Raw genomic sequence first — 25,514 nt, 5'->3', positions numbered from 1 at the left:
GGGGGAAGTCTTGCTGCTTGGAAGAAGACTCCCCTCTCCGACCCTGGTTCGCTGCGCGAACGCCGGGCCACCTCTCCCGCAAGCGGGAGAGGGTCTGGGACGCCGCCTACCGCCCCACGGCGTGCAGCGCCGCGCCATAGTCCTTCAGCCATTTGCGCCAGGGCTTGTGGTCGCCGACCAGCCGTTCGACCACCGACCAGTAGGCCGGGCTGTGGTCGGCGTGGACCAGGTGGGCGACCTCGTGGGCGGCCAGGTAGTCGATGACCGGGGGCGGGGCCATGATGACGCGCCAGGAGTAGCGGATGGTGCGGTTATGCGGGCTGCACGAGCCCCAGCGCGAGCGGGTGTCGGCGATGGAGACCGTGACCGGCGTCTGGCCCAGGGCGCGCAGATGGTGGTCGGTGCGGTCTAGCAGGGTGCTGCGCGCCTCGCGCTTCAACAGGTTCTCGATCCGACGGGCATAGGCCTCGCCCTCGCCGCCCGAGCGGATGACGGTCCCGTCCTCGACCAGACGCGCCGCGCCGGCGCCGGGCGTCGCCTCCAACCGCACGGGCTTGCCGCGCAACGATATGACCTGGCCCGGCTGCAAGGGTCGGCTCTTGGGCCGCACCGCCAGACGTTCGAAAATCCAGACGGACTTGCTTCGGGCGAAGGCCACGGCCTGGGCCAGGCCGCGCTCGGTCGGGGCGATCACCACCGCCTCGCCGGCGCGCGCGTCGATCCGCACCGACAGGCGCCGCGCGCGGGGATTGACGGATAGTCGCAGCGTAGGGCCGGAACCGGGTTCCGCGCCCCCTTCGTCAAGCGGCAGCCGCTGACCGTTGCGGTACGCCAAGGCGGGCCTCGTTCTGGGCGATGAAGTCGCGAACGCGAGGATAGATCTCTTCGCGGAAACGACGACCGTTGAAGACCCCGTAATGGCCTACGCCGGGCTGGACGTACAGCACCCTCTGATCGTCGGGGATGTTGGAACACAGGCCGTGCGCCGCCTGGGTCTGGCCGACGCCCGAGATGTCGTCCTTCTCGCCCTCGACCGTCATCAGGCCGATGTCTCTGATTTTCGTCAGATCGACCTTGCGCCCGCGATGCTCCAGCAGGCCCCGGGCCAGCAGATGCTGCTGGAAGACGATGTCGATGGTCTGGAGGTAGAATTCCTCGGTCAGGTCCAGCACCGACAGATATTCGTCATAGAATTCCTCGTGCTTGTCGACCCCGTCGCCGTCGCCGGCGATCAGGCTGTTGAAATAGTCCCAGTGGGCGTCGCGGTGGCGCTCCTGGTTCATCGACATGAAGCTGTAGAGCTGAACAAAGCCCGGATAGACCCGCCGGCCGAAGCCCGCATAGGGCAGGGGCACATTGTGGATCATGTTCGACCGGAACCAGGTGAAGGGTTTCTCCTCCGCCAGTTGGTTGGTCACGGTCGGCGACAGGCGGGCGTCGATGGGCGAGCCCATGAAGGTCATGGAGGCGGGGCGGTTGTCGTCGCCGTCCTCGGCCATGACGGCGCCCGCCGCCAGCACCGGCGGTCCCGGCTGGCAGACCCCGACCACATGGGCGCGGCCGCCGATCTGGGCCAGCATGGTCCGGACGTGGTCGATATAGTCGAAGAAGTCGAACCGCCCCTCCAGCACCGGCACCTGGCGGGCGTTGATCCAGTCGGTCACATAGACGTCGTGGTCCTGAAGAAACGCCTCGACCGTGCCGCGCAACAGGGTGGCGTAGTGGCCCGACAGGGGCGCCACGATCAGGACGGCGGGGCCGGCGGCCGGCTTTCCGGCGCGCTTCAGGTCGCCGATGTTGCGGGCGAACCGGACCAGGCGGCACCAGGGGCTTTGCCAGATCACCTGTTCGACGGTGCGGACCGACTTGCCGCCGATGTCGATGGTCTCCAGCTTCCAGTCGGGCTTGCCGTAGCGCCGCGTGACGCTTTCGAACAGTTCGGCCGAGGCGTAGGCGGTGCGGCCGACCGCCGTGTCCGCCGCCGGATTGAAGGGCGAGGACCAGAAGCGCCGGGCCATCTGCGCCCCGACCCGGAACGGCAGGGCCGATTGGTAGGCGAGTTCGTGAAACGCGTAGAGCATGACGATCCAGTGCGGTGCGAGACCGGCCTATATCGAGGCCGAGGCCTTTTGCTGCAGAGCAACATACAGGGTTACAGGTTAAACTGCAGTTATTCGCAATCCCGTCCAATTCCCGCACGGGTTCGACCTTCTCGCCGCCGCGCGAACGTGGTGTGATGGCGTCGATGTCCGGGGGACGTCGATGGAGCCTTCGATGTTGGTCGCACTGACCTTCGCCAGCCTGGTGATGCAGACCGCCCCCAATCCGGGCGCCCATTCGGGCGTGGGCCTCGTCTCCTATGAAGAGGCGGTGCGGTGCGCCGGCCTGACCCAGGCCGCGTCCGAGCTGGAGGGCGGCGAAAGCACAGAGGGACAGCGCCTGTATGACGCCGCCCTGTTCTGGTCTCTGGCCGCCATGCAGGCCGGAACCGTCGCCGGCAAGCCCTCGGCGGCGGCCGAAGCCGACCAGACGCGGGCCCGGATCGACGCCGTGCGCCGCCTGAACGCCGACGCCCCCGCCGCGCGCGCCGCGCTTAATCGCTGCCTCCAGAAAACCCCCGATCTGAACTGAACAATCATCCTTAAGGTCAGGCTGAACCCCGATGACGGCGTCGCGTTTGCAGTGGAACCCTTATGGGACGCACCAGCCGTCCCGAACCGGGATTTAAAGGCGCCTAGAGTATGTTCGAGTTCGGTCGTGACCTTCGCAAACTCTTCTCCCAGGCCCGCGAGAGCGAGGATCTGAGCTGGGTCGAGCTGATCGGCGTCGATCTGCTGGCGGCTGAGGCGCGTCGGGAAGCCACCGACGCCGGCCGGGTGTCCTGCGCCCGGCCGTTCGAGACCGAGCGCCGCGCCGCCGCCCTGTGGCGCGAACATGCTCGGCGCAGCGGCGCCGTCGACAGTCTGGACCGGGCCGAACGCTGCGCCGACAGCCTGATGCGGGCCGCCGTGGGCGAGCGACAGGTCGTACGGGCCGCCGTCGACAAGGCCCAGGTCCTGATGCTGCGGTTCGACCTGTGCGGGGATCCCGCCAACCTGGATCGCGCCCTGGGCGTCCTGGCGACGGGGGATCCGAAAGGGGAGGCGCCGACGCGTCGATCCCCCGTTTCGGGCGAACTGTCGGCGATCCATGCCCGTCTGAAGGCGCGCCAAGCCCGGCTGTCCGGCGACACCGCCGCCCTGATGGACGCGGCGGCCCTGATGGACATGGCCCAGCACGAGACGGGCGAGGGCGATGTCGAACTGAGGCTGGACCGGGCCGGACTGGCGCTGGAGACCGGAGTGGTCAAGCGCGACGCAAGATTGCTGGACCAGGCCGGGCGTGATCTGGGCGTCCTGGTCGAGGCCGCCTCGCCCGACTATCGCCCCCTGACCCGCGCCCGCGCCCTGGCGCTTTGCGGCGCAGGCCTGTCGGCCCTGGCGGCCGTCGCCGGTCACGCCGAGGCCCAGGCCCAGGGCCGGATGATGTTCGATGCCGCCGCCGACCAGTTCACCCCCGATCACAGCCCGCTGGACTGGGCCGTGATCCAGGTGCTGCGCGCCGGCGACGACGCCACGCCCCTGATGCTGCTGAACCAGGCCGAGGCCCTGACCCAGGGACGCGGTCTGATCGTCGGCGCCCTGGTGCGCGAGCGGCGCATGGGCCGCGAGATCGCCCTGGCCGAGGCTGTGCGCGACCTCGCCGGACTGGATTTGCTGGAAGACCGTCTGCGCCGGCGCCTCGTCGGGGCCGCGCCGCTGGACTGGGCGGCCGACCAGATCGGTCTGGCCGAACTGGCCCTGGCCCGCCACCGTCTGGGCGGCCCTGCGCCGCGCCACCTGAACCTGATCCTGAACGAGGCCGTGGCGACGGCGCGCGAAATGGGCGTGCCGGTCCTGGCCGAGCGGGCCGGCGTCCTGCTGTGGAAGGCGAGCCTCTAGCCCCTCTTCCGGACGGGCTGAAACTCGGCTACCGGCTGATCAGCCGTTTCGGGCGGCGAAGATCGGCGGCTTGCCCTGTATCGCCGATGCGTGTTGCGAGGCCTTGAGCATGTTCGGATCCAAGCCCGTCTCTCCGGCCGATCGGCGCGGCGAAACCCGTACATCCGTCAATGCGCGCGGCGTGGTCTGTGCGCCGGGGGTTGAGACCGCCTGTATCATCGTCGATCTGTCGGGGACCGGCCTGCGGCTGAGGCTGGACCGGGGCGCGACCCTGCCGTCCGAGGTGGTGGTGGTGAATGTCGCCGAAGCCGTGGCCTATCTGGCGACCGTCGTCTGGCAGAAGGGACAGGAGGCGGGGCTGAAACAGACCGGCGCCAAGTCTCTGCGCGGCCTGGCGCCCGCCCGGCTGATCGGCGCGCGCGACGCCTGGCTGCGGGCCGGGGGGCGTTAGGCCTCCATACCCGCCGGCATGGCGCCGGCGTTGATGGCGATACGCCCGACCAGCCCCTTGACGATCAAATCCAGGGCCGAGCCCTCGCGATAGTCGGCGGCGGCGACGAAATTGACCCGGTCCTCCGAGATCAGGGAATAGACCTTCTTCTGGTCCTTCTCGTTCGAGCGGGGATCATAGACGGCGATCGAGAAGCCGCCCTTGGTGTGCATCATCTTCATGGTCGGCACGTCGGTGTCGCCGTCGCCGATGAAGATCATCCGCTCGAACGGCACCGGCCGCTGGTCGTCGGGGATGAAGTGGTTGATCCGCTCATGCTCCCAGTGGTTCTTCACCCCCTTGTTGATGCGGAACAGATACTGGGTCTTGGTGGTGTAGTTGACGCCGACGGCGGGCCAGGCCGCCTCGCCCTTGTCGTCATAGACATAGTGGGAGGCGAAGACGTGGTTCAGGGCGGGGCGGATCGGCGTGCCGTCGATCATCTCCTCCAGGCCGGCCGAGACGATATAGTGTTCGATCTCCAGCCCATATCGGGCGCCGAAGGCGTTCATCCGGTCGAACCAGCTGAGGTCCTTTAGGCCTTCGAACAGGGCCACCGCCTCGCCGTGCTTTCGCAGGGTCTCGCGCGTCACGGGCGTCCCGTTCTGGCGCGCGTGGTGGAGCATCAGTTGCATATACATCAGGATGCCGTCGCCATCGGCGTCCTTGGTCAGCCGCTCGGCCTCTTCCCAGAAGGCGCCGATTCCCATGCCCACGGAGGGGATGAAACTGACCTCCTGCATATTGCCGCGCGCCAGGGTGCCGTCGAAATCATAGATCAGGGCGGTCTTCAGCAGCGGCTTTGCGCCAGTGGGGGCGTCGGACATCGGGCGGGCTCCAGATCAGGGTCGGACCCCGCCGTCTATATCAGCCGTCGTCCTGCGTCGATTGCCGCCTCTGGCCGAAGCTGGGGGCCGCGCTCTTCTGTTCGGCCCAGTAGTCGGCGCCCGTGGTCGGCTTGAACATGGTGCGGGGCGCGCCGTTGCGGGCCACGACGGCGAAGGTGTTGGTCGAGGCCTGATAGATCAGGGTGTCGCCATTGGGTCGTTTCACCGTCTCGACGTCGCGCGGCGGCTTGGCGGTGAAGGCTGTGACCTTGTCCAGATAGTCCTCGGCCGAGGCGGCGTCGAAGTCGGCCCCGTTGCGCGCATAGAGGCGGGCGATCTTGGCGTCGACGGTCTCGCGTCGGCCGGTGGTCAGGACCGGCTTGGCCTCGGTCGCGGCCGAGCCGTCCGAGACCTCCGTCGCGGTCATGGCCAGGCCGATGGGCGCGGCCTCGGCCGTCCGGTCCCGCGTCTGGACCGCCGAGGCGTTGTCGCAGGCCGCCAGCCCGGCCACCATCAGCCCGAGCGCGGCCGCCCTGAGCCATTCCTGTGAAATCATCCCCCGTCTCCCTGTCAAATACCCGCCTGACGTGATGAAAGCACAACCAAACTGTTCCTGCAATGTTCTTTTCCGCCGTCTCGACGGCGTCGCGTGGGGCGGCTAGACCGAGATCATGGACAGTCGCCCCCTCTCGAACCGCAAAATCCTGCTGATCGTCGGCGGCGGCATCGCGGCCTATAAGGCGCTGGAGCTGGTGCGGCTGATCGCCAAGGCGGGCGGCCAGACGCGGGTGATCCTGACCGAATCCGGGGCCGAGTTCGTGACGCCCCTGTCGCTGGCGGCGCTGAGCGGCCATCCGGTGCGGTCGGGCCTGTTCCACCCCGACGACGAGACCAGCATGGGCCATATCGAGCTGTCGCGCTGGGCCGATCTGGTGGTGGTGGCGCCGACGACGGCGGGTCTGATCGCCAAGGCGGCGAACGGTTTAGCCGACGACCTGGCCTCGACCACATTGATCGCCACGGACAAGCGGGTGCTGCTGGCCCCGGCCATGAATGTGCGGATGTGGGAGCATCCGGCGGTTCAGGCCAATATGGAGCGGCTGAAGACCCTCCCCGGCTATCACGGTGTCGCGGTGGTGGGGCCGGACGACGGCGAGATGGCCTGCGGCGAATACGGACCCGGCCGGATGGCGGAACCGGCGGCCATCCTGGAGGCGATCATCGGCCTGCTGGCGGCCGGAGGGGCAAGGCCGCTGGCCGGTCGGCGCGCGGTGGTCACGGCCGGACCGACCTTTGAGCCCATCGACCCGGTGCGGGGCCTGACCAATCGCTCCAGCGGCAAACAGGGCTACGCCATCGCCGCCGCCCTGGTTGAGCTGGGGGCCGAGGTGACCCTGGTGTCCGGCCCGACGGCCCTGGGCGCGCCCGTGGGCGTGACGCGGATCGATGTGGAAAGCGCGCTGGAGATGCAGGCGGCGACCCAGGCCGCCTTGCCCGCCGACATCGCCGTGCTGTCGGCCGCCGTCGCCGACTGGCGCGTGGACACCATCGCCGGCGGCAAGATCAAGAAGGGTCCGGGCGGCCCGCCGACCCTGGCCCTGATCGAGAACCCCGACATCCTGGCCGGGATCGCCGCGCCGGGGCCGAACCGGCCGAAACTGGTGATCGGCTTCGCCGCCGAGACCACGGAGCTGGAGGCCAACGCCCGCGCCAAGCTGTCGCGCAAGGGCTGCGACTGGATCATCGGCAATGACGTGTCCGACGACGTCTTCGGCTCGGACGGCAACGCCGTGCTGCTGGTCACCGCCGACAAGACTGAAAGCTGGCCGCGCCAGTCCAAGACCGCCATCGCCCGGGCCGTCGCCGCCCGTATCGCCGACCATTTCAAGAGCGCCCAATGACCCAGACTGTCGCCGTCCAGATCCTGCGCCTGCCCCATGCCGAGGGCCTGCCCTTGCCGGCCTATGAAACCGCGGGCTCGGCCGGGATGGACCTGCGCGCGGCTGTGCCCGAAGACCAGCCGATGACCCTGGCGCCCGGCGCCCGCGCCCTGGTGCCCACGGGGCTGAAGATCGCCCTGCCGCTGGGGTTCGAGGCCCAGGTGCGGGCGCGCTCGGGTCTGGCGCTCAAGCATGGGATCATCTGCCCCAATGCGCCGGGCACCATCGACAGCGACTATCGCGGCGAGTGCGGCGTGATCCTGGCCAATATCGGCCCCGAGCCCTTCGTCATCCGTCGCGGCGAGCGCATCGCCCAGCTGGTGATCGCCAAGCACGAGCGCGCGGACTGGGTCGAGGTCGAGGAACTGGATGAGACGGCGCGAGGGACCGGCGGGTTCGGATCGACAGGGCGGTAGGGACAGGAAAACGATATGGTGCGGAAGTCAGGAATCTGGTCGCTGATCGCCAGACGCACCGTCTTCTGGCTAGCCGTACTGATACCTCTGAACATGGTGGCCCATTTGATCACCGGCTCGAGCGCGCCTTGGGTGACCTTGCCTATCGCGGCCCTCTTTCTCACCCTTGGCATGATGGCGCTGACCTGAGAGCAGCCCGAATCCCGGATTTGTACTTCACGCCATCATCCTACGGACGAGCCATTAGGATGATGGCGTAGTCTGGAAGCGTCCCTGCCCCTCAAACCGGCGGCGCGGTCGTCTGCGTCACTCTGTCTTTGCGGCGGACGTGTTTGCGCCAGGCGGCAATCAGGCCGTTTCGCCTGAGGGTGGCGGCGTGGTCTTGGGTCGCCTAGGCTCGCCTTTCTGAAGAGAGGACAGGATGAACGAGGCGCTGGAGTCCCTGAGTGAGCGGGAGAAGGAGACCCTGCGGCTTCTGGCCCGAGGCCATGACGCCAAGTCCGTCGCCCGCCACCTGGATCTGTCCGTTCATTCAGTGAACGAACGGCTGCGCTCGGCGCGGAACAAGCTGGGGCTGTCGAGCAGCCGGGCCGCAGCAAGGCGTCTTGTGGAAGCCGAGGCGGGCGGTGCGTCGGAGGCCCATGTGGCGAGACCCGAATTTCTTGGGGACAAGGAATTGGGGGAAGACCTCGCGGCCGAGGGTGTCAGACTTGTCGCTTCACCGCAAAGCCGTCGGGTGACGTCATCTGCCCGTTGGATCATAGGAGGACTCGCCGTCATGCTGTCGCTCGCCGTCGCCGCTCTGATCTTCACCCACGCCGCCCCGCCCGCAGGGGCGCCGACGAATTTGCCGCCTCCTGCCGCTTCGCCTGTCCAAGCGGCTGAGCCCGGCGAGGGGGGCGAGGCAGCCCTGGCCTGGATCTCCCTGCTGGACCGGGCGCAGTGGGCCGATAGCTGGAATGCGGCCGGGGGCCTGTTCCAGGCGCAGGTGGGGCAGGCGGACTGGGCGGCGACCGTGGCTTCGGTGCGCGGCACGGTCGGGCCCGTCGTCACTCGGACCCAGACCAGCGTGGCCCCGTCCACCACCCTTCCGGGTCTGCCTGCCGGGGAGTATCAGGTCATTCAGTATCGGACGGCGTTTCGCGACAAGGCCGATTCCGTCGAGACTGCAGTCCTGATGCGCGAGCGCGGGACCTGGAAGGTGATCGGATATTTTATCCGCTGATCGTCGCGAATTCGCTCAAACCAGCGGCGCGGTCGTCTGCATCAGGCTGTCCTTGCGGCGGACGTGTTCGCGCCAGGCGGTGTAGAGGCCGCTGGCGGCGATGAGGGCGGCGCCGGCTAAGGTGGTGGCGCTGGGGGTGGCGTGCATCAGCCACCAGCCGAAGACCACGGCGCCGACGATCTGGAGATAGTCGAAGGGGGCGACGACCGCGACCGGGGCGGCGCGCAGCGAAGCCGTCATGAACAGCTGCGCCAGCCCCCCCGCAATGCCCGATCCGATCAGCAGGCCGAAGGTGGCGGGGCTGTGCATCTTGCCGACGAAGATCAGCAGGATGGCCCCGACGACGGAGGAGGCGGCGAAGAACCAGAAGACGATGGCGGCGACATGTTCGGTGTCGCGCAGCTGGCGCAGGGTGATGGTCACGCCCGCCGTCAGCAGGGCGCCGGCCAGGGCGAAGCCGATCCCGACCAGGGGTATGGCCTGGTCTCCCCCGTCTCCGGAGATCAGGGCCAGGGGCCGCATGACCACGACCACCCCGATGAAGCCGACCGCCACAGCGGCCCAGCGGCGCGGCCCCACCGCCTCCTTAAGGATCAGGAAGGACAACAGGGTGGCGAAGATGGGGGCGGTGAAGCTGAGCGTCGTGGCGTCGGCGAGCGGCAGCAGGGTCAGGGTCTGGAACAGACAAAGAATGGAGACGATGCCCAGGGCGCTGCGCCCCGCCAGAGCCCAGGGGCGGCGGGTGGTCAGGCCGGCCAGGCCGCCGGGCTGGGTCAAGACCCAGATCAGCACCACGGGCAGGCCGAAAAAGGCGCGGTAGAACAGCATTTCGGCGGCGACCACCCCGTCGAACGAGGCCAGTTTCAGCGTCGCCGTCATGATCGAAAAGGCGCCTGCGGCCGCGATCCGGAGCGCGATGCCGCCGGCGATGTTTTCGACGCTGGTCCGGGCCTTCATGTCGTCCTGTCAATCCTGAGACCGGCCTTGGAGCCGGGTCGTGTCGTGCGTGGGAGCCTTTAAGCACGGGCGATGTTAATCGTTACAAACCGTCCAAGCTTGGCGGGAAATTTTTCTGGTTTTCTTTGCAGAAGCGGCGAGTGGAAGATCTGACCGATCAGATCGGCGACTTCCTGAGCGGCGTCGCCGGGCTATCCCCGGGCTTGACCCGAGGATCGGCTGCTTAGCCGTCCATACGGCCGCGGCTGATCCAGATCGTATGTGAGAGAGGTGCGCTCAAGCCGTGAGCGACCGCGTCGCGAGCGAAGCGCCCCCTTAAAGTCAGGCCTGCCTGAAGCCCAGCACGTCCTGCATGTCGTACAGGCCGGGGCGGCGCGTGCGGACCCAGGCGGCGGCGGCGACGGCGCCCTTGGCGAACAGGGAGCGGTCGATGGCCGAGTGGCTGAGGGTCAGGACCTCATCCTCGGAGGCGAACAGGACCGTATGCTCGCCGATGATGCCGCCCGCGCGGATCGAGGAGAAGCCGATCTTGCCGCTCTCGCGCTCGCCCTGAACCCCGTCATAGGGTTTGGAGCGGATCTCGGACAGGTCGGTGAACCGGCCCTCGGCGGCGGCCTCGCCCAGCATCAGGGCGGTGCCTGACGGGGAATCCACCTTGCGGCGATGATGGGCCTCGGTGATCTCGATGTCCCAGTCCTGGGCGTCCAGACGCTGGGCCGCGTGCTGGACCAGGCCGATCAGGATGTTTACGCCCAGCGAGAAGTTGCCGCTCTTGACGATGGCGATCTTTTCGGCGGCCTTCATCAGCTCGGCCTCCTGATCCGGCGTGAAGCCGGTGGAGCCGATGACCAGGGCCGGTCCGCCGCGTTCGGCCGCGCCCTGGGCCAGGGCCAGCGAGGCGTCGGGCGTCGAAAAGTCGATGATCACGTCGCACAGCGAAATGTCGGCCGTCTCGCCCCAGTCGAAGCGGGCGGCCACGACCACGTCCTCGCGCGCGTCCAGAACCTGGGACACCGCACGACCCATCCGGCCGCGATAGCCGGAGATGCCGGCGTGGAAGATGGCGCTCAAGCCGCGTTCTCTTTCGACCCGTCCGCATCCTGATTGCCCAGGATGTCGGCCCAGAAGCGCTTCGCTTTTCCGGCGAAGCTGGAATTGCGTGGGTTCTGCCCCTCGCCGAACGACAGGGCAAGCTCTTGCAGCAATTCCTTCTGGCGCGGGGTCAGGTCGGTGGGGGTCTCGACGAACAGTTCGACCACCAGATCGCCGCGCGCGCGGCCGTTCAGATGGGGCATGCCCTTGCCCTTGATGCGGACGGTCTTGCCCGTCTGGGCCCCGGCCGGCACGGCGACGGCGGCTCTGCATTTGCCGTCACAGGCTTCGGACACCAGGCAGGGGGCCTCGATCTCGCCGCCCAGGGCCGCGACGGTCATGGGAACCGGCACGGTGACCAGCAGGTCCAGGTTGTCGCGCTCGAACAGGTCGTGCGGCGTCACCGACAGGAAGACATACAGGTCGCCGCGCGGGCCGCCGCGCTGGCCGGCGTCGCCTTCGCCCGTCAGGCGGATGCGCGAACCGTCGTCGACGCCGGCCGGGATCTTCAGATTCAGGGTGCGGGTCTTTCGCACCTGGCCGTGGCCGTGACAGGTGGTGCAGGGGTCGGCGATCATCTGGCCCGCGCCGTGGCAGCGGGGGCAGGTGCGCTCGACCTGGAAGAAGCCGTTGGCCTGGCGCACGCGGCCGGCGCCGTTGCAGGTGGTGCAGGTGACGGGCTTGGTGCCCGGCTTGGCCCCCGAGCCTTCGCAGGTCTCGCAGGTCAGGGTGGCGGGAATGTTGATCTCGACCTCGGCGCCCTTGTAGGCCTGTTCGAGGCTGATCTCGAGATCATAGCGCAGGTCCGAGCCGCGGCGCGGTCCGCCCTGCTGGCCCCGGCCCTGACGCCCGCCGAACGCATCCCCGAAGGCGTCGCCGAACACCTGGGAAAAGATGTCGTTGATGTCCGAGAAGCCCTGCTGGCCCTGGCCGAATCCGCCGCCGCCGCCGCCGTTCACGCCGGCATGGCCGAACCGGTCGTAGGCCGCGCGCTTTTGATCGTCCGACAGGACCGTATAGGCCTCGGAGATTTCCTTGAACTGGGCCATCGACTCTTCCGAGCCGCCGTTGCGGTCCGGATGGTGGATCATGGCCAGTTTGCGATAGGCCGATTTCAGGCCGGGTGCGTCGATCGTACGTTCGACGCCCAGAATTTCGTAATAATCACGCGCCATCGGGCGTCAGTCCTCATTACTTCCCCTGCCGCCTGCCCGAACCTCTGCGGGTTCTGAGGAAGGCGGTGTCCCGACTGACATGGGGGCCGGGACGAATGATGCAAGTTTCATGAAAAGACCCCGCCTATCGCAAGACAAGCGGGGCCGTATCATTTTGCCGACCTGTTGCGGATCAGGCGCTCTTCTTTTCGTCGCCGTCGGCGTCCGAAACGTCCTCGAACTCGGCGTCGACCACGCCGTCGTCGGCCGGCTGGCCTTCAGCTTCGCCGGCGCCCTGTTGCTGGGCGTACATGGCTTCGCCCAGCTTCATCGAAGCCTGGACCAGGGTGTTGGTCTTGGCGCGGATGTCTTCGGCGTCCGTGCTCTCGCGGGCGGTCTTCAGCTCGGTCAGGCCGGTCTCGATCGCCGTCTTGACGTCGGCCTCGACCTTGTCGCCGTGTTCGGCCAGGGCCTTTTCGGTCGAGTTGATCAGGCTGTCGGCGGCGTTCTGGGCCTCGACCAGATCCTTGCGGACCTTGTCGGCGGCGGCGTTGGCCTCGGCTTCCTTGACCATCTTGTCGATGTCGGCGTCCGACAGGCCGCCGTTGGCCTGGATGCGGATCGACTGTTCCTTGTTGGTCGCCTTGTCCTTGGCCGAGACGTTGACGATGCCGTTGGCGTCGATGTCGAAGGCGACCTCGATCTGCGGCATGCCGCGCGGCGCCGGCGGGATGCCCATCAGATCGAACTGACCCAGCATCTTGTTGTCCGACGCCATCGGACGCTCGCCCTGGAAGACCCGGATCGTCACGGCCGACTGGTTGTCGTCGGCGGTCGAGAAGGTCTGGCTCTTCTTGGTCGGGATGGTGGTGTTGCGCTCGATCAGGGGCGTGAAGACGCCGCCCAGGGTCTCGATGCCCAGGGTCAGGGGCGTCACGTCCAGCAGCAGCACGTCCTTGACGTCGCCTTGCAGAACGCCGGCCTGAACCGCGGCGCCCAGGGCCACGACTTCATCCGGGTTGACGCCCTTGTGCGGCTCTTTGCCGAAGAAGGCCTTCACGGCCTCCTGCACCTTGGGCATGCGGGTCATGCCGCCGACCAGGACGACTTCGTCGATGTCCGAGGCCTTCAGGCCGGCATCGGCCAGGGCCTTCTTGCACGGCTCAATGGTGCGGGCGACCAGGTCGTCGACCAGGGCCTCCAGCTTGGCGCGCGACAGCTTGATGTTCAGGTGCAGCGGGCCCGAGGCGTTCATGGTGATGAACGGCAGATTGACCTCGTACTGGGTCGTGGAGCTGAGCTCCTTCTTGGCCTTTTCCGCCTCTTCGCGCAGGCGCTGGAGGGCCAGCTTGTCCTGGCGCAGGTCGACGCCCTGTTCCTTCTTGAACTCGTCGGCCAGATAGTCGGCCAGGCGCACGTCGAAGTCTTCACCGCCCAGGAAGGTGTCGCCGTTGGTCGACTTCACCTCGAAGACGCCGTCGCCGATCTCCAGGATCGAGACGTCGAAGGTGCCGCCGCCCAGGTCATAGACGGCGATCTTCTGGCCTTCGTTCTTGTCCAGGCCATAGGCGAGCGCGGCCGCAGTCGGCTCGTTGATGATGCGCAGGACTTCCAGCCCGGCGATCTTGCCGGCGTCCTTGGTGGCCTGGCGCTGGCTGTCGTTGAAATAGGCCGGGACGGTGATGACGGCCTGGGTCACCTTCTCGCCCAGATAGGCTTCGGCGGCTTCCTTCATCTTGATCAGGGTGAAGGCCGAGATCTGTTGCGGCGAATAGTCCTTGCCGTGGGCGCGAACCCAGGCGTCGCCGTTCGGACCCTTGACGATCTCATAGGGGACCATGGCCTTGTCCTTCGCCACGACGGGGTCGTCGAAGTTGCGGCCGATCAGGCGCTTGATGGCGAAGAAGGTGTTGGCGGGGTTGGTGACGGCCTGACGCTTGGCAGGCTGACCCACCAGGGTCTCGCCGCCGTCCTGAAGGGCGACCACCGACGGGGTGGTGCGGGCGCCTTCGGCGTTCTCGATCACCTTGGGGTTCTTGCCGTCCATGACGGCCACGCACGAGTTGGTGGTGCCGAGGTCGATGCCGATAATTTTGGCCATGGGCGTACTGTTCTCTCCGTATGGCGGGCGATGCGGCGGCCTTCGACGAAGCGCCGCGCGTGACCGCCCCCTGTGGGTTGGCGTGGTGGATGCCGGATAGCCCCAAACTTCTCGGGGTTTCTCCGAAGCTGGCCCCGATATGGGAAAGTCCCATAGGCCTGCAAGGGCGTTCTGCGATTCAGCGGTGCGGGCGGCCCGGTTTTCGCGCAGGATGAGGCGATGTCCGCGATTTTAGAGGTCAAAACCACCGTCGAGGGCTTTCGTCTATGGCCCGCCGCCCTGGACGCCCAGACCCAAGCCGATCTGGTCGATGCGGTGCTTGCGCGGCTGGGAGAGGGGCCCTTCTACCGGCCGCAGACGCCGGGCGGGCGGCCGTTTTCGGTGAAGATGAGCAATTTCGGGCCGCTGGGCTGGGTCTCGGATCGGGGCGGCTATCGCTATCAGGCGACCCACCCGCAGACGGGCCGCGCCTGGCCGGACATTCCGCCTGTGCTGCTGGCCCTTTGGGACGCCACGGTCGGCGGCCCCCGGCGGCCGGACGCCTGTCTGGTCAACCTGTATCGCCAGGGGGCGAAGATGGGCCTGCACCAGGACAAGGACGAGGCCGATCTGGGCGCGCCCGTCCTGTCCGTCTCGCTGGGCGACGCGGCCATGTTCCGCATCGGTCCGGCCCAGGGCGGGCGCACCACAGGTCTCAAGCTTGAAAGCGGCGACGTCTGCGCCCTGACGGGGCCGGCGCGACTGGCCCGGCACGGGATTGACCGCGTGATGGAGGGCTCGTCGCGCCTGATCCCCGGCGGCGGGCGGCTGAACCTGACGCTGCGCGTGGCGGGGCTCAGCCCTCGATGACCTCGTGCGCGCCCGCTCCGCCGAGACGCCAGTAGCCGGCGGCCTTCATCGTCTTGGGCGAAAAGCCCAGGGCCAGCACGCGCGTCCGCAGGGCCTTGGCCACGGCGGATTCGGCGGCGATCCAGACATAGGCGTCCTTGGGATCGACCCCGGTCAGGGCGGTGTCGAGCGCGGCCAACAGGGCCTCGGCCCGGCCGCGCGGGGCGCCGTCGCGCACGGCCCAGGTCACGGCGACCTCGGCGGCGCTGTCGAAGGCCAGGGTCGAACCTGCGTCCGCGACCTCGACCACCACATGGGCGCGAGCGCCGACGGGCAGTTCCTCCAACCGGCGGGCGATGGCCGGCAGGGCCGTCTCGTCGCCGATCAGGACGTGATCGGCGAAGGCCGTGGGAAGGATGAACGACCCGCGCGGCCCGCCGACGCCCAGGATCGACCCCGGCTGAGCCGCCATGGCCCATTCGGTCGCCGGACCGCCGTGGCCGACGACAAAGTCCAGCGTCAGGCGGCGAGCGGCGGCGTCGAAGGCGCGGGGGGTGTAGTCGCGGGCGGCGGGGCGCGGCTCGGGGAAGACCGGACCGTCCGGGCCCAGCGTCGGCAGGACCGGCGCCTGGCCCTCGGCGACCGGGAAGATCTTCACATGGTCGTCGAAGCCCAGGGAGACGAAGCCGTCCAGATCCGCGCCTTCCAGCACGATGCGGCGATAGGTCGGCGTCAGGTCCTGGACCGAGGCGACCGTCAGGGTGCGGAACTTCAGTTCGTGCCGCACGCGGCGGGGAACACGCAGGGCGTCGGTCATGCCTGTTCCACCTTGTCGGCGGCTGCAGTCAGGGCGGCGGCGATGGCCTGGACCTGAGCCTCGGTCAGGGCGGTCTCGCCGGTCAGTCGGCCGTGAATGGTCGTCCGCAGACGGACGATGGCGTCATGGATGGCCGTCGGCCGCATCGACCGGGCCATGAACTTGTCCATCGTCGCCTCTGCGGCGCGCAACACCTCGGCGTTCTCGGCCAGCAGGGCGCGGCCGGCCTCGGTGATCGAATACAGCTTCTTGCCGCCGTCGGCCTGGGACTCCAGCGCGCCCATCTCCTCCAGCAGGGTCAGGCTGGGGTAGATGACGCCGGGGCTGGGCGAATAGGCGCCGCCCAGCCGGGTCTCGACCGCCTTGATCAGCTCGTAGCCGTGGCTGGGCTTTTCGGCGATCAGCGACAGCAGAACCCAGCGCAGGGTTCCGTGGTCGAACAGGCGACTGCCGCCGCCCCGTCGGCCATTGCCATGGCCGCGTCCGCGCGCCTCGCCCTCGTTCGAGCCGGGGCCCCAGCCGGGCCCAAAGTCCGCGCCGCGCCCGCCGCGCATGCCCCGGCCGAAATGTCCGAAGCCGCCGTGACGCCTGTGTTTTTCGCCGCCTTCATCGCGGCGGCCTTGAAAGATCCCGCTGGACCTCATGATCGATTCCTTTTCGATATATCTATTCATGAGCGATCAGATATATCTGAATGACGAAATGCGCAAGGGGGGGGGGTGGTCTTCTTCGGCGCGGTGCGGCGTAAATCGGGAATGGATGATCTGAAGCGCCGTTGGGCCCGCCTCGAACCCTATCTGACCATCGTCGGCCCCGACGACGACCAGCCCCGGCCCGCCGTGCTGCTGTTCCACGGCTGCGGCGGCCTGCGCGATCATCTGCCCCGCTATGCCGAGGCGGCCAAGGCGGCGGGCTGGCGCGCCTTCATCGTCGATTCCTACGGCCCGCGCGGCTGGGGCCGGGCCTTCACCCTGACGGCGGTCTGCACCGGCCTGGCCTTCCGGGGTTATGAGCGGGCCGGCGACGTCCTAGCGGCCATCCAGGGGATTTCGGCGCGGCCCGATGTGGACGCGACTAAGCTGACCCTGGCCGGCTGGAGCCACGGCGGCTGGTCGATCATGGAGATGATGAGCGCTGACCGCGCGCCCAAAACCCTGGGCGTAGCCGATCCCGGCGCGGCCGACCTGTCGGGGGTCCGGGCCGTCTGGCTGGCCTATCCCTATATCGGGCCGTTCGCCTTCAACCGGATGAAGCCGTGGCGGCACTGTCCCAAGGTGCTGGCCGTCACCTGCAAACGCGACCACCTGACCACGGTGCGCAACGCTGAAATGGTCAACGCCATGATCCGCGACTGCGGCGCCGAGGTCGAAAGCTGGGTCGCCCCAGGCACCCACGCCTTCGATGAGCCGACCAGCAACGGCCCGATGCGTCACGACCCGGACCTGACCGAAGAGTCTCTGCGCCGCTTCCGCGCCTTCCTGACCGACGTCGCGCCCCACGTCTGAAAAGAATCCCGGCCGGCGCCTTGACGCGCCGATCATCACGTAACAATTGAAGTTACATGAAAAGGGATTCCCGCCTCTCGAACATCCTCCACGCCCTGCTGCACATGGCCGAGTACGAGGCAAGAACCGGCGCACCCATGACCTCGGACCAGTTGGCCGTCTGCCTGTCGACCAATCCCGTCGTGGTGCGCCGGACCATGGCCGGCCTGCGCGAACAGGGACTGGTGGCTTCGGAAAAGGGGCATGGCGGCGGCTGGCGGCTGGCCCTGCCGCTGGACCAGGTCAGCCTGGGCCAGGTGAACGCCGCCCTGGGCGGTCCCGGCCTGTTTCCCGAAACCCCGCCGGTCGAGGCGGACGGCTGTCTGGTCGAGGCGGCGGTCAACGACGCCCTGGCCGAGACCTACGCCGCCGCCCACGCCCTGCTGCTGGCGCGGCTGAATGAGATCACCCTGGCCGATCTGGCGGCGGACTTCGCGCGCCGGATGGCCGACCACCCCAAAAGGGATTTGCTGAATGCCCGTCTCAACGCCCATCGCCCCAAGTGAGCCCATGCCGCACGACGCCCTGATCATCGGCGGCTCCTACGCCGGCCTCTCCGCCGCCCAGCAACTGGTCAGGGCCCGTCGCCGGGTGCTGGTCATCGATGACGGACGGCCCCGCAACCGTTTCGCCGCCCGCGCCCACGGCGTCCTGGCCAACGACGGCCGACCGGGCGCGGAGATCACGGCGGCGGCGCGGTCGCAGGTCGCGGCCTATCCCACCGCCGCCTTCCGCATGGCCGAGGCGGTCGCGGTCGAGCGGATCGACGGCGGCTTCTCGGTCGCCTTCGCCGACGGCACGCGCACGCGTGGCCGCCGGCTTTTGCTGTCGCATGGGGTCGAGGACGTTCTGCCCGATATTCCAGGCGTCAAGGAACGCTGGGGCCGCACGGCCCTGCACTGTCCCTGGTGCCACGGCTATGAGATCGGCGGCGGCCCCATCGGCGTGCTGGGGCGCGGCGACCATGCGGTCCAGTACGCCGCCACCGTGGCGGAGTGGGGCCAGGTCACCCTGTTTTTGGGGCTGGAGGTCGGCCTGTCGCCGGAGGACGCCCATCTGCTGTACCGGCGCGGCGTGACCATAGAGACCACGCCCATCGCCCAGCTTGAGGGCGAGGCCCCGACGCTGACCGGGGCCCGGCTGACCGACGGTCGCTTCGTGGAGCTGAAGGCCATCTTCGTCGGCGCCAGCGTCCGCGTCGCCAGCCCCTTCGCCGAGCGGCTGGGCTGCGAGATGACCGACACGCCGATGGGCCGGGTGATCAAGGTCGATGCCATGCAGGCGACGTCCCAGCCGGGCGTCTTCGCCGCTGGCGACCTGGCGCGCGCCGCGTCCAACATCACCCTGGCGACCTCGGACGGCATGGTCGCCGCCCACGGCCTGTTCCGCTCATTGGTCGAGGAAGAGACGGCGCGGGCCGCCTGATCGGTGGCAGCCCGCGTAGTCAATTAATCTGGCCGAAGAAGGATCGTTGAACGTGGATGCCGCTCATGATTCGGCGGCTGTCGATTGCGATCCGACCGGCGGAGAACCGATTAGACGGCGCTTCTGGACGTCATACTCATCCTCGGAGATGGCGCCGCTGTCGCGCAGAGCAGCGAACTTTGCGAGTTCGTCAACGGTGGATTCTTGCGACTTCGTTCCGACGTTCAGCCGGTTCATCAGGTTGCGGTTGTGATCCTCGACCATGCCGCCAATCGTAAAAAGATCGACAAGGAGCCAGACGCCTAGAGCCGCAAGCAGGAAGAATCCAATGACTAGAACAGCGGTCAAAATCCCGACGATGCAAAGGCAGAGTTGCCCAACCGCCGAGCCGGTTCGCCCGAGATAAAATCGATGCCCCCCAAAACCGCCCGTGAAGAACCAGAGCAGATAGGCGATCCCCGTAGACTTCTTACTGGACTCAAACGCCATCAGCGCCTGCGTGTCGGCGCTAAGGCCGCCTTGGTTGGACATCGTCCCCTCCCTTATAAGCCATTGTTACCTCTCAACCTCGACGAGTGAAGTCAAGCTAGCAACATGGCAACCGGAAGCTTGAAGCTCAGCCCACCGTCGCCTCGACCGTGATGGTCGCCCGCACCGAATGAGCCATTTCGCAATGGTCGTGGGCCTGATGGTGCAGGGCGTCGAGCTCCTCCTGCGAGGGAACGCGGCCGGCGAAGCTGGTGCAGGCCCGCAGCGTGACCTCGGCGAGATAGCTCTTGCCCTTCTCGTCCTTGCCCATCTTGCCCGAAGCCTCGTCGACATAGGTGTCGACCACCAGGCCGGCGTTGGCCGCGAAGGCCAGGAACCACAGCATGTGGCAGCTGGACAGGGAGGCGATCATCGCCTCTTCCGGATCGACCGCCGTGGGATCGGACATCGGCAAGGGCACGCTGACCGGGGCCGACGACCCCGGCACGATTGCGCCGCCGTCGAAGGTCCAAGAATGGGCGCGGCTGTAGCGCTTGTCGAGGAAGGGCTGATCGCCCCGGCTCCAGGCGATCTTCGCTTCGTACACGCCCATCATGCTCTCCAGAATCCGACGATCTTCTTGACCTCGTCCACCACCGGGTCGGCGACTTCGGCGGCGCGTTCGGCGCCGTCCTTCAGTACGCGGTCGATCTCGGCCGGGTCGTCCATCAGGCGGCGCATTTCGGCCGTGACGGGGGCCAGGGAGGCCACGGCCAGGTCCGCCAGGGCCGGCTTGAAGGCGCCGAAGCCCTGGCCGCCGAACTGTTCGATCACCTGTTCGCGGGTCAGGCCGGCCAGGGCTGCGTAGATGGCGACCAGGTTCTTGGCCTCGGGCCGGTCGTTCAGTTCGTCCAGGGTTTCCGGCAGGGGCTCGGGATCGGTCTTGGCCTTGCGGATCTTGGACGCGATCGTGTCGGCGTCGTCGGTCAGATTGATGCGGCTGTTGTCGGACGGATCCGACTTGGACATTTTGGCCGCCCCGTCGCGCAGGGACATGACGCGCGTCGCCGGTCCCTGGATGATGGGCTCGGGCACGGGGAAATAGCCCTGAACGCCGAAGTCGTTATTGAACTTGGCGGCGATGTCGCGGGTCAGTTCCAGATGCTGTTTCTGGTCCTCGCCGACCGGCACCTCGGTCGCCTTGTACAGCAGGATGTCGGCGGCCTGGAGCACGGGATAGGTGTAGAGGCCGACCGAGGCCCGCTCCTTGTGCTTGCCCGACTTCTCCTTGAACTGGGTCATCCGGTCCAGCCAGCCCAGGCGGGCGACGCAATTGAAGATCCAGGCCAGTTCGGCATGGGCGCGCACGGCGGACTGCGGGAAGATGATCGACTTGGCCGGATCCAGGCCCGAGGCCAGATAGGCGGCGGCGATCTCGCGCGTCTGGGCGGCCAGCTTTTCGGGCTCCTGCCACACGGTGATGGCGTGCAGGTCGGCGACGAAGACGAAGACCGGCGCGCCCTGGTCCTGCAGTTCGACGAACCGCTTCAGGGCGCCGAGATAGTTGCCCAGGTGCAGCGCGCCGGAGGCCTGGATGCCGGACAGGATGCGGCGCGGGCCGGTGTAGAGGGTCGGCGGGGTTTGATCGGTCATGGATTCGGGTCTCGGAAAGTCAGGGTCAGGCGGGACGAAGGGTGCGGCGGTTCAGCCGCGCCATCGCCGGTCGAAGATCGGGCCCGAAAGGATCATGGCTCGCGCTTATCGCCTTGGTGGGGTTCAGTCCAGACCGGACACGGCCGAACCGCCGGGCTCGCGCCGCAACGTCGCCTTCAACTCGGACAGGGTGACGGCGCGGAAGGCCAGCAGACAGGCGCCATAGACGCCGGCCCCCAGGCCGCAGACCGCCAGGACGGCGATCTCCTTGGCCAGCAGCACCTGGCTGAGTAGTTCATAGTTGATCCCGGCCAGCAGCAGCAGGCCGGCCATGACCGCGCTGGCGGCCAGGACGCGGGCGATGCGCGAGATGAAGGCCGGCGACGGCCGCCAGCTGTTCTCGCGGATCAGCACCCCGGCCAGCAGGCCGACATTGATCCAGGCCGACACGCTGGTGGCGATGGCCAGGCCCAGCACCCCGTCCCAGCCCTGGGCGCGGAACCAGAAGAACAGGCCTGAGCCCAGGATCACGGTGATGATCACGGCGGCGACGGCGAAATACATCGGCCGGCGGGTGTCCTCGCGGGCGAAGAAGGGCGGGGTCAGGACCTTGGCCAGGACGAAGGCCGGCACGCCCCAGGCGAACTGGCGCAGCACGTCGGCGGTGCGGGCGGCGTCGGCGCTGGTGAAGGCGCCGCGCGTCACCGTGGCGTCGATGATGAAGAAGGGAATGACGAACAGGGCCACGGCGGCGGGCAGGGTGAAGGCCATGGCCAGGTTGATCCCGTCGTCCAGCGTCTTCTGCCCGCCCTCATGGTCGCCCGAGACGAAGGCCCGCGTCAGGCGCGGCACCAGGGCCAGGCCGATGGCCACCCCGACCAGGCCCAGCGGCAGCTGATACAGGCGGTCGGCGTTGTACAGCACCGAGCGGGCGCCGGCGTCCGAGCCGGCCAGGACCTGGGACACGACGGAGTTGACCTGCATGGCGCCCCCGGCCATGGCGCCGGGCACGGCCAGGGCCAGGGCGCGTTTCACGTTCGGGGTCAGGCGCGGCAGGCCCAGCTTCAGCTTCACGCCCAGACGGCGCACCCCCCACCACAGCAGACCGGCCTGGATCACGCCCGAGACCGTGACGGCGGCGCTGGTGGCCAAAAGCACGGCTTCCGGAGAGACCGTCAGCACGAAGCCGCTGATCAGCGGGGCCAGGGTGCACAGGTTCAGGAACACCGGCACCGCCGCCGACAGGGCGAACCGCCCGCCGGTGTTGAGCACTCCCGACAACAGGGAGGCGATGGTCATACAGGCCAGATAGGGCATGGCCAGCTGGGTGGCGATCACCGCGACCCGCATCACCTCGGCGTCGTCCTTCCAGGCCGACAGCAGCAGGGGCACGATCCAGGGCATGGCGACCTGCAACAGGATGCAGAAGGCCGCGACCACGGCGAACATGAAGGACATGGCCTCCGACGCCGTCACCGCCGCCGCCGCGTCGCCCTCGCGCGTCTTGACCCCGCCATAGACCGGCACGAAGGCCTGGGCGAAGGCGCCCTCGGCGAACAGGCGGCGGAACATGTTGGGCAGCATCAGGGCCGTGGACCAGACGTCCATCAGCGCCCCCTGGCCGAAGTTGGCCGACAGGGCCAGGTCGCGGCCGAAACCGAGCAGGCGGCTGCCCAGGGTCAGGGTCGACTGAACCAGGGTGTTGCGGGCGAGGCTCATGCTGAATCCGGAATGATATCTCCCGCTCATCCCCGCGAAAGCGGGGACCCAGTGCTTTCGCAGCGCAAGCCTGTCCGGGACCGACGACGTCGATGCTGGAAAGACCGGATCGCCCAAAGATCTGGGTCCCCGCTTTCGCGGGGATGAGCGGATGTCTTGTCTCGCTTAGCGCGCTTCCGTCGGCGGCGATACGGGCTTGGCGCGGGTCCGGCGCCCCAGGTCCGAGACGTCGCGGGCGCTGGCGCGGGCCGAGGCGACCTTGCGACCCTCGGGGGCCGGGGCGCGGCTGTCCAGCACGGCTTCCAGCGCGGCGCGAAGCTCGGCGATCCGCTGTTCGGAGGTGATCTTGCGGCCCTTGCCGTCCACTACATAGAAGCTGTCCACCGCCCGTTCGCCATAGCTGGCGACATGGGCCGAGCGGATGTTCAGGCCCTCGTCGTTGAAGACCCGCGACAGGGCCGCCAGCAGGCCCGGCCGGTCGGCGCCCGAGACCTCGACCAGGGTGGCGGTCTCGCTGGCGTGGTGATCGACCATGACCACGGGCCGGACCTCGAAGGCGGCTTTTCGGGCGTTGCCGGCGGGGGCGGGGGCCTTGCCGATACGGCCTTCGCCGCGCGCGGCCTTTTCCAGCGCCTCGGTCAGGGCCTTGAGCCGGCGCGGTTCAGCCTGGCCATAGGGCAGGCCCGCCCCGTCCTGAACCCGGAACACGTCCAGCACCAAGCCTTCGGTCGTCGTCGCCACCCGGGCGTCGCTGACGTCGGCGCCCAGGGCGGCCATGGTCTGGGCCAGGTCGGCGAACAGGCCGGGCCGGTCGAGGGCGGCGATGGAGATTTCGGTGGCCTGGACCGGCAGGCCCTCGACCGGGGTCAAGGGCGCGGCCTCGGCGGCGGCGCCGGTCTGGCGCGCCCGCTGGACCAGGGCCGGATGGGCCGCCAGCGGATCCGCGCGCGCCACGTCCTCGCCCCGGAACAGGGCCGCGACCTGATCATACAGGGTGCGCATCAGCTGACCCTTCCAGCCGTTCCACACCCCCGGCCCCACGGCGCGGATATCGGCGACGGTCAGGACCAGCAGCATGCGTAAGCGTTCCGGATCGCCGACCAGTTCGGCGAAGGCGCGGATGGTGGCCGGATCGGACAGGTCGCGCTTCTGGGCGTAGTCGGACAGGGCCAGGTGGCTGCGCACCAGCCAGACCACCAGTTCGATGCGGCGCGGATCGACGCCCAGCCGTTCGCAGGCCCGGCGCGCGGCGATGGCGCCATCCTCCAACTGCCCCCGCTCGCCCCCCTTGCCGACGTCGTGCAGCAGCATGCCCAGCATCAGGGCTTCCATGTCCGAGATCAGGTGCACGATCTCCGACGCCATCGGGTGGTCGGTCTTCAGCTTGCCCCGGGCGATGTCGTTGATGAAGCCGATGGCCTGGAGCGTGTGCTCGTCCACCGTATAGGCGTGGTACATGTTGAACTGGGTCTGGCCGACGATCCGCCCCCATTCGGGCAGGAACCGCCCCAACAGGCCCGTCTCGTTCATGAGGGTCAGGGTGCGATACGGCCTCTGGCCATGAGCGAGCACGCTGAGGAAGGCCCGCGTCGCCTCCGGGTCACGCCGCAGCCGGGGCGTCACCAGCGACAGGGACCGGGTCACGGCCGAGAAGGCGTCGGGGTGCAGGTCCAGATCGTGCCGGTCGGCATAGACGAACAGGCTTAGCAGCTTGACCGGATCGCGCTCGAACACCGATGCGTCCTCGACCGACAGCCGGCCCTGATCGACCCAGAAGCCTGCGATCTCCAGCTTGCGGCGGTTGGTCCGGAACGGGATCATCAGGCGCGACAGGCCCTGGGCCGTCTTCTGGTGCCGGGCCTCCAGCTTGGCCGACATGGCCCGCGTCAGGGCGCCGACGTCGCGCGCGATCAGGAAATAGCGGCGCATGAACCGCTCCACCGCCGGTTCGTCGCCGCGCCCCTGCCAGCCCATCCGCCGCGCGACCTCGGGCTGCATGTCGAAGGTCAGCTTCTCCTCCGCCCGTCCGGCGACCAGGTGCAGATGGATCCGCACCCGCCACAGGAAGTCGAAGGCGTCGTCGGAGGCGCGTCGCTCGCGCGGGGTGAACAGTTCGTCCATCACCGTCGCGCCCAGCCGGCTGTCGGGCGCCAGGGATCGGGCGATCCAGTACAGGGTGTTGAGGTCGCGCAAACCGCCCTTGCCGTCCTTGACGTTGGGCTCGACCTTGTAGCGGGTCACGCCCGCCTTCTGGTGGCGGGCGGCGCGTTCCTCCAGCTTGGCGGCGATGAAGGCGCGGGGGTCGGCCTTGGCCACCATGTCGCGGAACCGGCCGATCATCAGGTCCGACAGCCGCTCGTCGCCGGCCAGATGCCGGGCCTCCAGCAGGGTGGTCCGCACCGTCATGTCGGTGCGCCCCAGGGTCAGGCATTCCTCGACCGATCGCACGGCCGGCCCGACCTTTATGCCTAGGTCCCACAGCACATAGAGGACGAACTCGACCACGGCCCCGCCGCGCGGGGTGGCTTTGGCGGGCCGCAGGAACAGCAGGTCCAGATCGGAAAAGGGCGCCAGAACGCCCCGGCCATAGCCCCCGACCGCCACCAGGGACAGGCGTTCGCTCTCGACGGCCGAGACGGGGAACAGCACCTGGGTCGCGACCCGCCACAGGGCGGCCAGCATGTCGTCGGCGGCCGTGGCGTACAGGCGGGCGACCTCGCGCCCCTTCATGCCCCCGTCCAGCTTGCGCTCGGCGCGGGCGCGGGCGGCGTCGAAACTGTCGCGCAAAACGGACGCGACCGCCGCGCGCGGATCTCCCGCGCGGGCGGCCTCGTCAAGGCGGTCATCCAGACTGGGCGAAACGGTCATGTCAGCCTTC

At 68.4% G+C, this 25,514-nt stretch carries 26 protein-coding genes; 11 read left to right on the top strand and 15 right to left on the bottom strand.

Features of this window, described 5'->3' with window-relative positions; translation table 11 throughout:
* Positions 1-106: 106 nt before the first annotated feature.
* Together OU998_RS02165 and OU998_RS02160 are read right to left on the bottom strand one after the other, a co-directional pair.
* Positions 107-835 carry a M48 family metallopeptidase gene (locus OU998_RS02165; RefSeq protein ID WP_267515214.1) on the bottom strand — a complete coding sequence of 243 codons (729 nt, stop codon included), beginning with the start codon at positions 833-835 and terminating at the stop codon, positions 107-109.
* Positions 801-2,081: a polyhydroxyalkanoate depolymerase gene (locus OU998_RS02160; protein ID WP_267515213.1), complete on the bottom strand. Its 1,281-nt coding sequence runs from the start codon at positions 2,079-2,081 to the stop codon at positions 801-803. The genes OU998_RS02165 and OU998_RS02160 overlap by 35 nt, the downstream gene beginning before the upstream one ends.
* Before the next feature lie 193 nt (positions 2,082-2,274).
* Here OU998_RS02160 and OU998_RS02155 point away from each other — a divergent pair, with 193 nt between their 5' ends.
* From OU998_RS02155 to OU998_RS02145, 3 genes are all read left to right on the top strand, one after another.
* Complete coding sequence (locus OU998_RS02155) at positions 2,275-2,631, top strand: hypothetical protein (protein WP_267515212.1); 357 nt, start codon at positions 2,275-2,277, stop codon at positions 2,629-2,631.
* A 110-nt stretch (positions 2,632-2,741) separates the two neighbouring features.
* Complete coding sequence (locus tag OU998_RS02150) at positions 2,742-3,980, top strand: hypothetical protein (RefSeq protein WP_267515211.1); 1,239 nt, start codon at positions 2,742-2,744, stop codon at positions 3,978-3,980.
* Positions 3,981-4,089: 109 nt separating this feature from the next.
* Positions 4,090-4,431 (top strand): PilZ domain-containing protein, encoded by a 342-nt coding sequence (locus tag OU998_RS02145; RefSeq protein WP_267515210.1) that lies wholly within the window; start codon positions 4,090-4,092, stop codon positions 4,429-4,431.
* On the opposite strand, the gene OU998_RS02140 is transcribed toward OU998_RS02145, so the two are convergent.
* Positions 4,428-5,297 (bottom strand): haloacid dehalogenase-like hydrolase, encoded by an 870-nt coding sequence (locus tag OU998_RS02140; protein ID WP_267515209.1) that lies wholly within the window; start codon positions 5,295-5,297, stop codon positions 4,428-4,430. The genes OU998_RS02145 and OU998_RS02140 overlap by 4 nt on opposite strands.
* Positions 5,298-5,337: 40 nt before the next feature.
* Positions 5,338-5,853: an S-type pyocin family protein gene (locus tag OU998_RS02135; protein ID WP_267515208.1), complete on the bottom strand. Its 516-nt coding sequence runs from the start codon at positions 5,851-5,853 to the stop codon at positions 5,338-5,340.
* A 115-nt stretch (positions 5,854-5,968) separates the two neighbouring features.
* Here OU998_RS02135 and coaBC point away from each other — a divergent pair, with 115 nt between their 5' ends.
* The 4 genes from coaBC to OU998_RS02115 all read left to right on the top strand — a co-directional run bounded on the left by coaBC (position 5,969) and on the right by OU998_RS02115 (position 8,878).
* Entirely contained in the window at positions 5,969-7,198 is a 1,230-nt protein-coding gene (gene coaBC / locus OU998_RS02130) for a bifunctional phosphopantothenoylcysteine decarboxylase/phosphopantothenate--cysteine ligase CoaBC (protein WP_267515207.1), read from the top strand.
* Complete coding sequence (gene dut / locus OU998_RS02125) at positions 7,195-7,653, top strand: dUTP diphosphatase (protein ID WP_267515206.1); 459 nt, start codon at positions 7,195-7,197, stop codon at positions 7,651-7,653. The genes coaBC and dut overlap by 4 nt, the downstream gene beginning before the upstream one ends.
* 15 nt (positions 7,654-7,668) lie before the next feature.
* A complete protein-coding gene (locus OU998_RS02120; protein ID WP_267515205.1) occupies positions 7,669-7,842 on the top strand; it encodes a hypothetical protein in 174 nt (57 codons plus the stop codon).
* 232 nt (positions 7,843-8,074) lie between these two features.
* A complete protein-coding gene (locus OU998_RS02115; protein ID WP_267515204.1) occupies positions 8,075-8,878 on the top strand; it encodes a DUF4019 domain-containing protein in 804 nt (267 codons plus the stop codon).
* 15 nt (positions 8,879-8,893) lie between these two features.
* On the opposite strand, the gene OU998_RS02110 is transcribed toward OU998_RS02115, so the two are convergent.
* The 4 genes from OU998_RS02110 to dnaK form a co-directional block, all read right to left on the bottom strand.
* Positions 8,894-9,835, bottom strand: coding sequence for a DMT family transporter (locus OU998_RS02110; protein WP_267515203.1), 942 nt, complete (start codon positions 9,833-9,835; stop codon positions 8,894-8,896).
* Between the two features lie 321 nt (positions 9,836-10,156).
* Positions 10,157-10,906: a 4-hydroxy-tetrahydrodipicolinate reductase gene (gene dapB, locus OU998_RS02105; RefSeq protein WP_267515202.1), complete on the bottom strand. Its 750-nt coding sequence runs from the start codon at positions 10,904-10,906 to the stop codon at positions 10,157-10,159.
* Complete coding sequence (gene dnaJ, locus OU998_RS02100; protein ID WP_267515201.1) at positions 10,903-12,102, bottom strand: molecular chaperone DnaJ; 1,200 nt, start codon at positions 12,100-12,102, stop codon at positions 10,903-10,905. Before dnaJ ends, dapB begins: the two co-directional genes overlap by 4 nt.
* 172 nt (positions 12,103-12,274) lie before the next feature.
* Positions 12,275-14,182, bottom strand: a complete 1,908-nt coding sequence (gene dnaK, locus OU998_RS02095) for a molecular chaperone DnaK (RefSeq protein ID WP_267515200.1) — start codon at positions 14,180-14,182, stop codon at positions 12,275-12,277.
* A 219-nt stretch (positions 14,183-14,401) separates the two neighbouring features.
* Here dnaK and OU998_RS02090 point away from each other — a divergent pair, with 219 nt between their 5' ends.
* Positions 14,402-15,031 (top strand): alpha-ketoglutarate-dependent dioxygenase AlkB, encoded by a 630-nt coding sequence (locus OU998_RS02090; RefSeq protein WP_267515199.1) that lies wholly within the window; start codon positions 14,402-14,404, stop codon positions 15,029-15,031.
* Here the strand turns inward: OU998_RS02090 and OU998_RS02085 are convergent.
* On the bottom strand, positions 15,018-15,827 hold the full coding sequence (locus OU998_RS02085; RefSeq protein WP_267515198.1) for a siderophore-interacting protein: 810 nt from the start codon (positions 15,825-15,827) through the stop codon (positions 15,018-15,020). The two genes, OU998_RS02090 and OU998_RS02085, sit on opposite strands and share 14 nt — an antisense overlap.
* Positions 15,824-16,471, bottom strand: a complete 648-nt coding sequence (locus OU998_RS02080) for a PadR family transcriptional regulator (RefSeq protein ID WP_267515197.1) — start codon at positions 16,469-16,471, stop codon at positions 15,824-15,826. Before OU998_RS02080 ends, OU998_RS02085 begins: the two co-directional genes overlap by 4 nt.
* A gap of 111 nt (positions 16,472-16,582) precedes the next feature.
* On the opposite strand from OU998_RS02080, the gene OU998_RS02075 reads away from it, so the two are divergent.
* From OU998_RS02075 to OU998_RS02065, 3 genes are read left to right on the top strand one after another with little or no spacing between them, the layout of a single operon-like run.
* Entirely contained in the window at positions 16,583-17,332 is a 750-nt protein-coding gene (locus tag OU998_RS02075) for a dienelactone hydrolase family protein (RefSeq protein ID WP_267515196.1), read from the top strand.
* A gap of 56 nt (positions 17,333-17,388) precedes the next feature.
* A complete protein-coding gene (locus OU998_RS02070; protein WP_267515195.1) occupies positions 17,389-17,877 on the top strand; it encodes an Rrf2 family transcriptional regulator in 489 nt (162 codons plus the stop codon).
* The gene (locus OU998_RS02065) at positions 17,846-18,796 is read left to right on the top strand and encodes an NAD(P)/FAD-dependent oxidoreductase (protein ID WP_267515194.1); all 951 of its coding nucleotides are present in this window, start codon (positions 17,846-17,848) and stop codon (positions 18,794-18,796) included. Before OU998_RS02070 ends, OU998_RS02065 begins: the two co-directional genes overlap by 32 nt.
* A gap of 63 nt (positions 18,797-18,859) precedes the next feature.
* On the opposite strand, the gene OU998_RS02060 is transcribed toward OU998_RS02065, so the two are convergent.
* The 5 genes from OU998_RS02060 to glnD form a co-directional block, all read right to left on the bottom strand.
* Positions 18,860-19,327, bottom strand: a complete 468-nt coding sequence (locus tag OU998_RS02060) for an NINE protein (RefSeq protein WP_267515193.1) — start codon at positions 19,325-19,327, stop codon at positions 18,860-18,862.
* Positions 19,328-19,412: 85 nt separating this feature from the next.
* Positions 19,413-19,877 carry an OsmC family protein gene (locus OU998_RS02055; RefSeq protein WP_267515192.1) on the bottom strand — a complete coding sequence of 155 codons (465 nt, stop codon included), beginning with the start codon at positions 19,875-19,877 and terminating at the stop codon, positions 19,413-19,415.
* Positions 19,877-20,917, bottom strand: a complete 1,041-nt coding sequence (gene trpS, locus OU998_RS02050) for a tryptophan--tRNA ligase (protein ID WP_267515191.1) — start codon at positions 20,915-20,917, stop codon at positions 19,877-19,879. Before trpS ends, OU998_RS02055 begins: the two co-directional genes overlap by 1 nt.
* 123 nt (positions 20,918-21,040) lie before the next feature.
* A complete protein-coding gene (gene murJ, locus OU998_RS02045) occupies positions 21,041-22,636 on the bottom strand; it encodes a murein biosynthesis integral membrane protein MurJ (RefSeq protein ID WP_267515190.1) in 1,596 nt (531 codons plus the stop codon).
* A 165-nt stretch (positions 22,637-22,801) separates the two neighbouring features.
* Entirely contained in the window at positions 22,802-25,504 is a 2,703-nt protein-coding gene (glnD, locus tag OU998_RS02040; protein WP_267515189.1) for a [protein-PII] uridylyltransferase, read from the bottom strand.
* Positions 25,505-25,514 lie beyond the last annotated feature (10 nt).

The sequence above is a fragment of the Brevundimonas sp. SL130 genome, assembly GCF_026625805.1.
Classification (GTDB): Bacteria; Pseudomonadota; Alphaproteobacteria; order Caulobacterales; family Caulobacteraceae; genus Brevundimonas.
The sequence above is the reverse complement of the archived record's forward strand: the minus strand, read 5'-3'. Positions and strand labels throughout refer to the sequence as shown.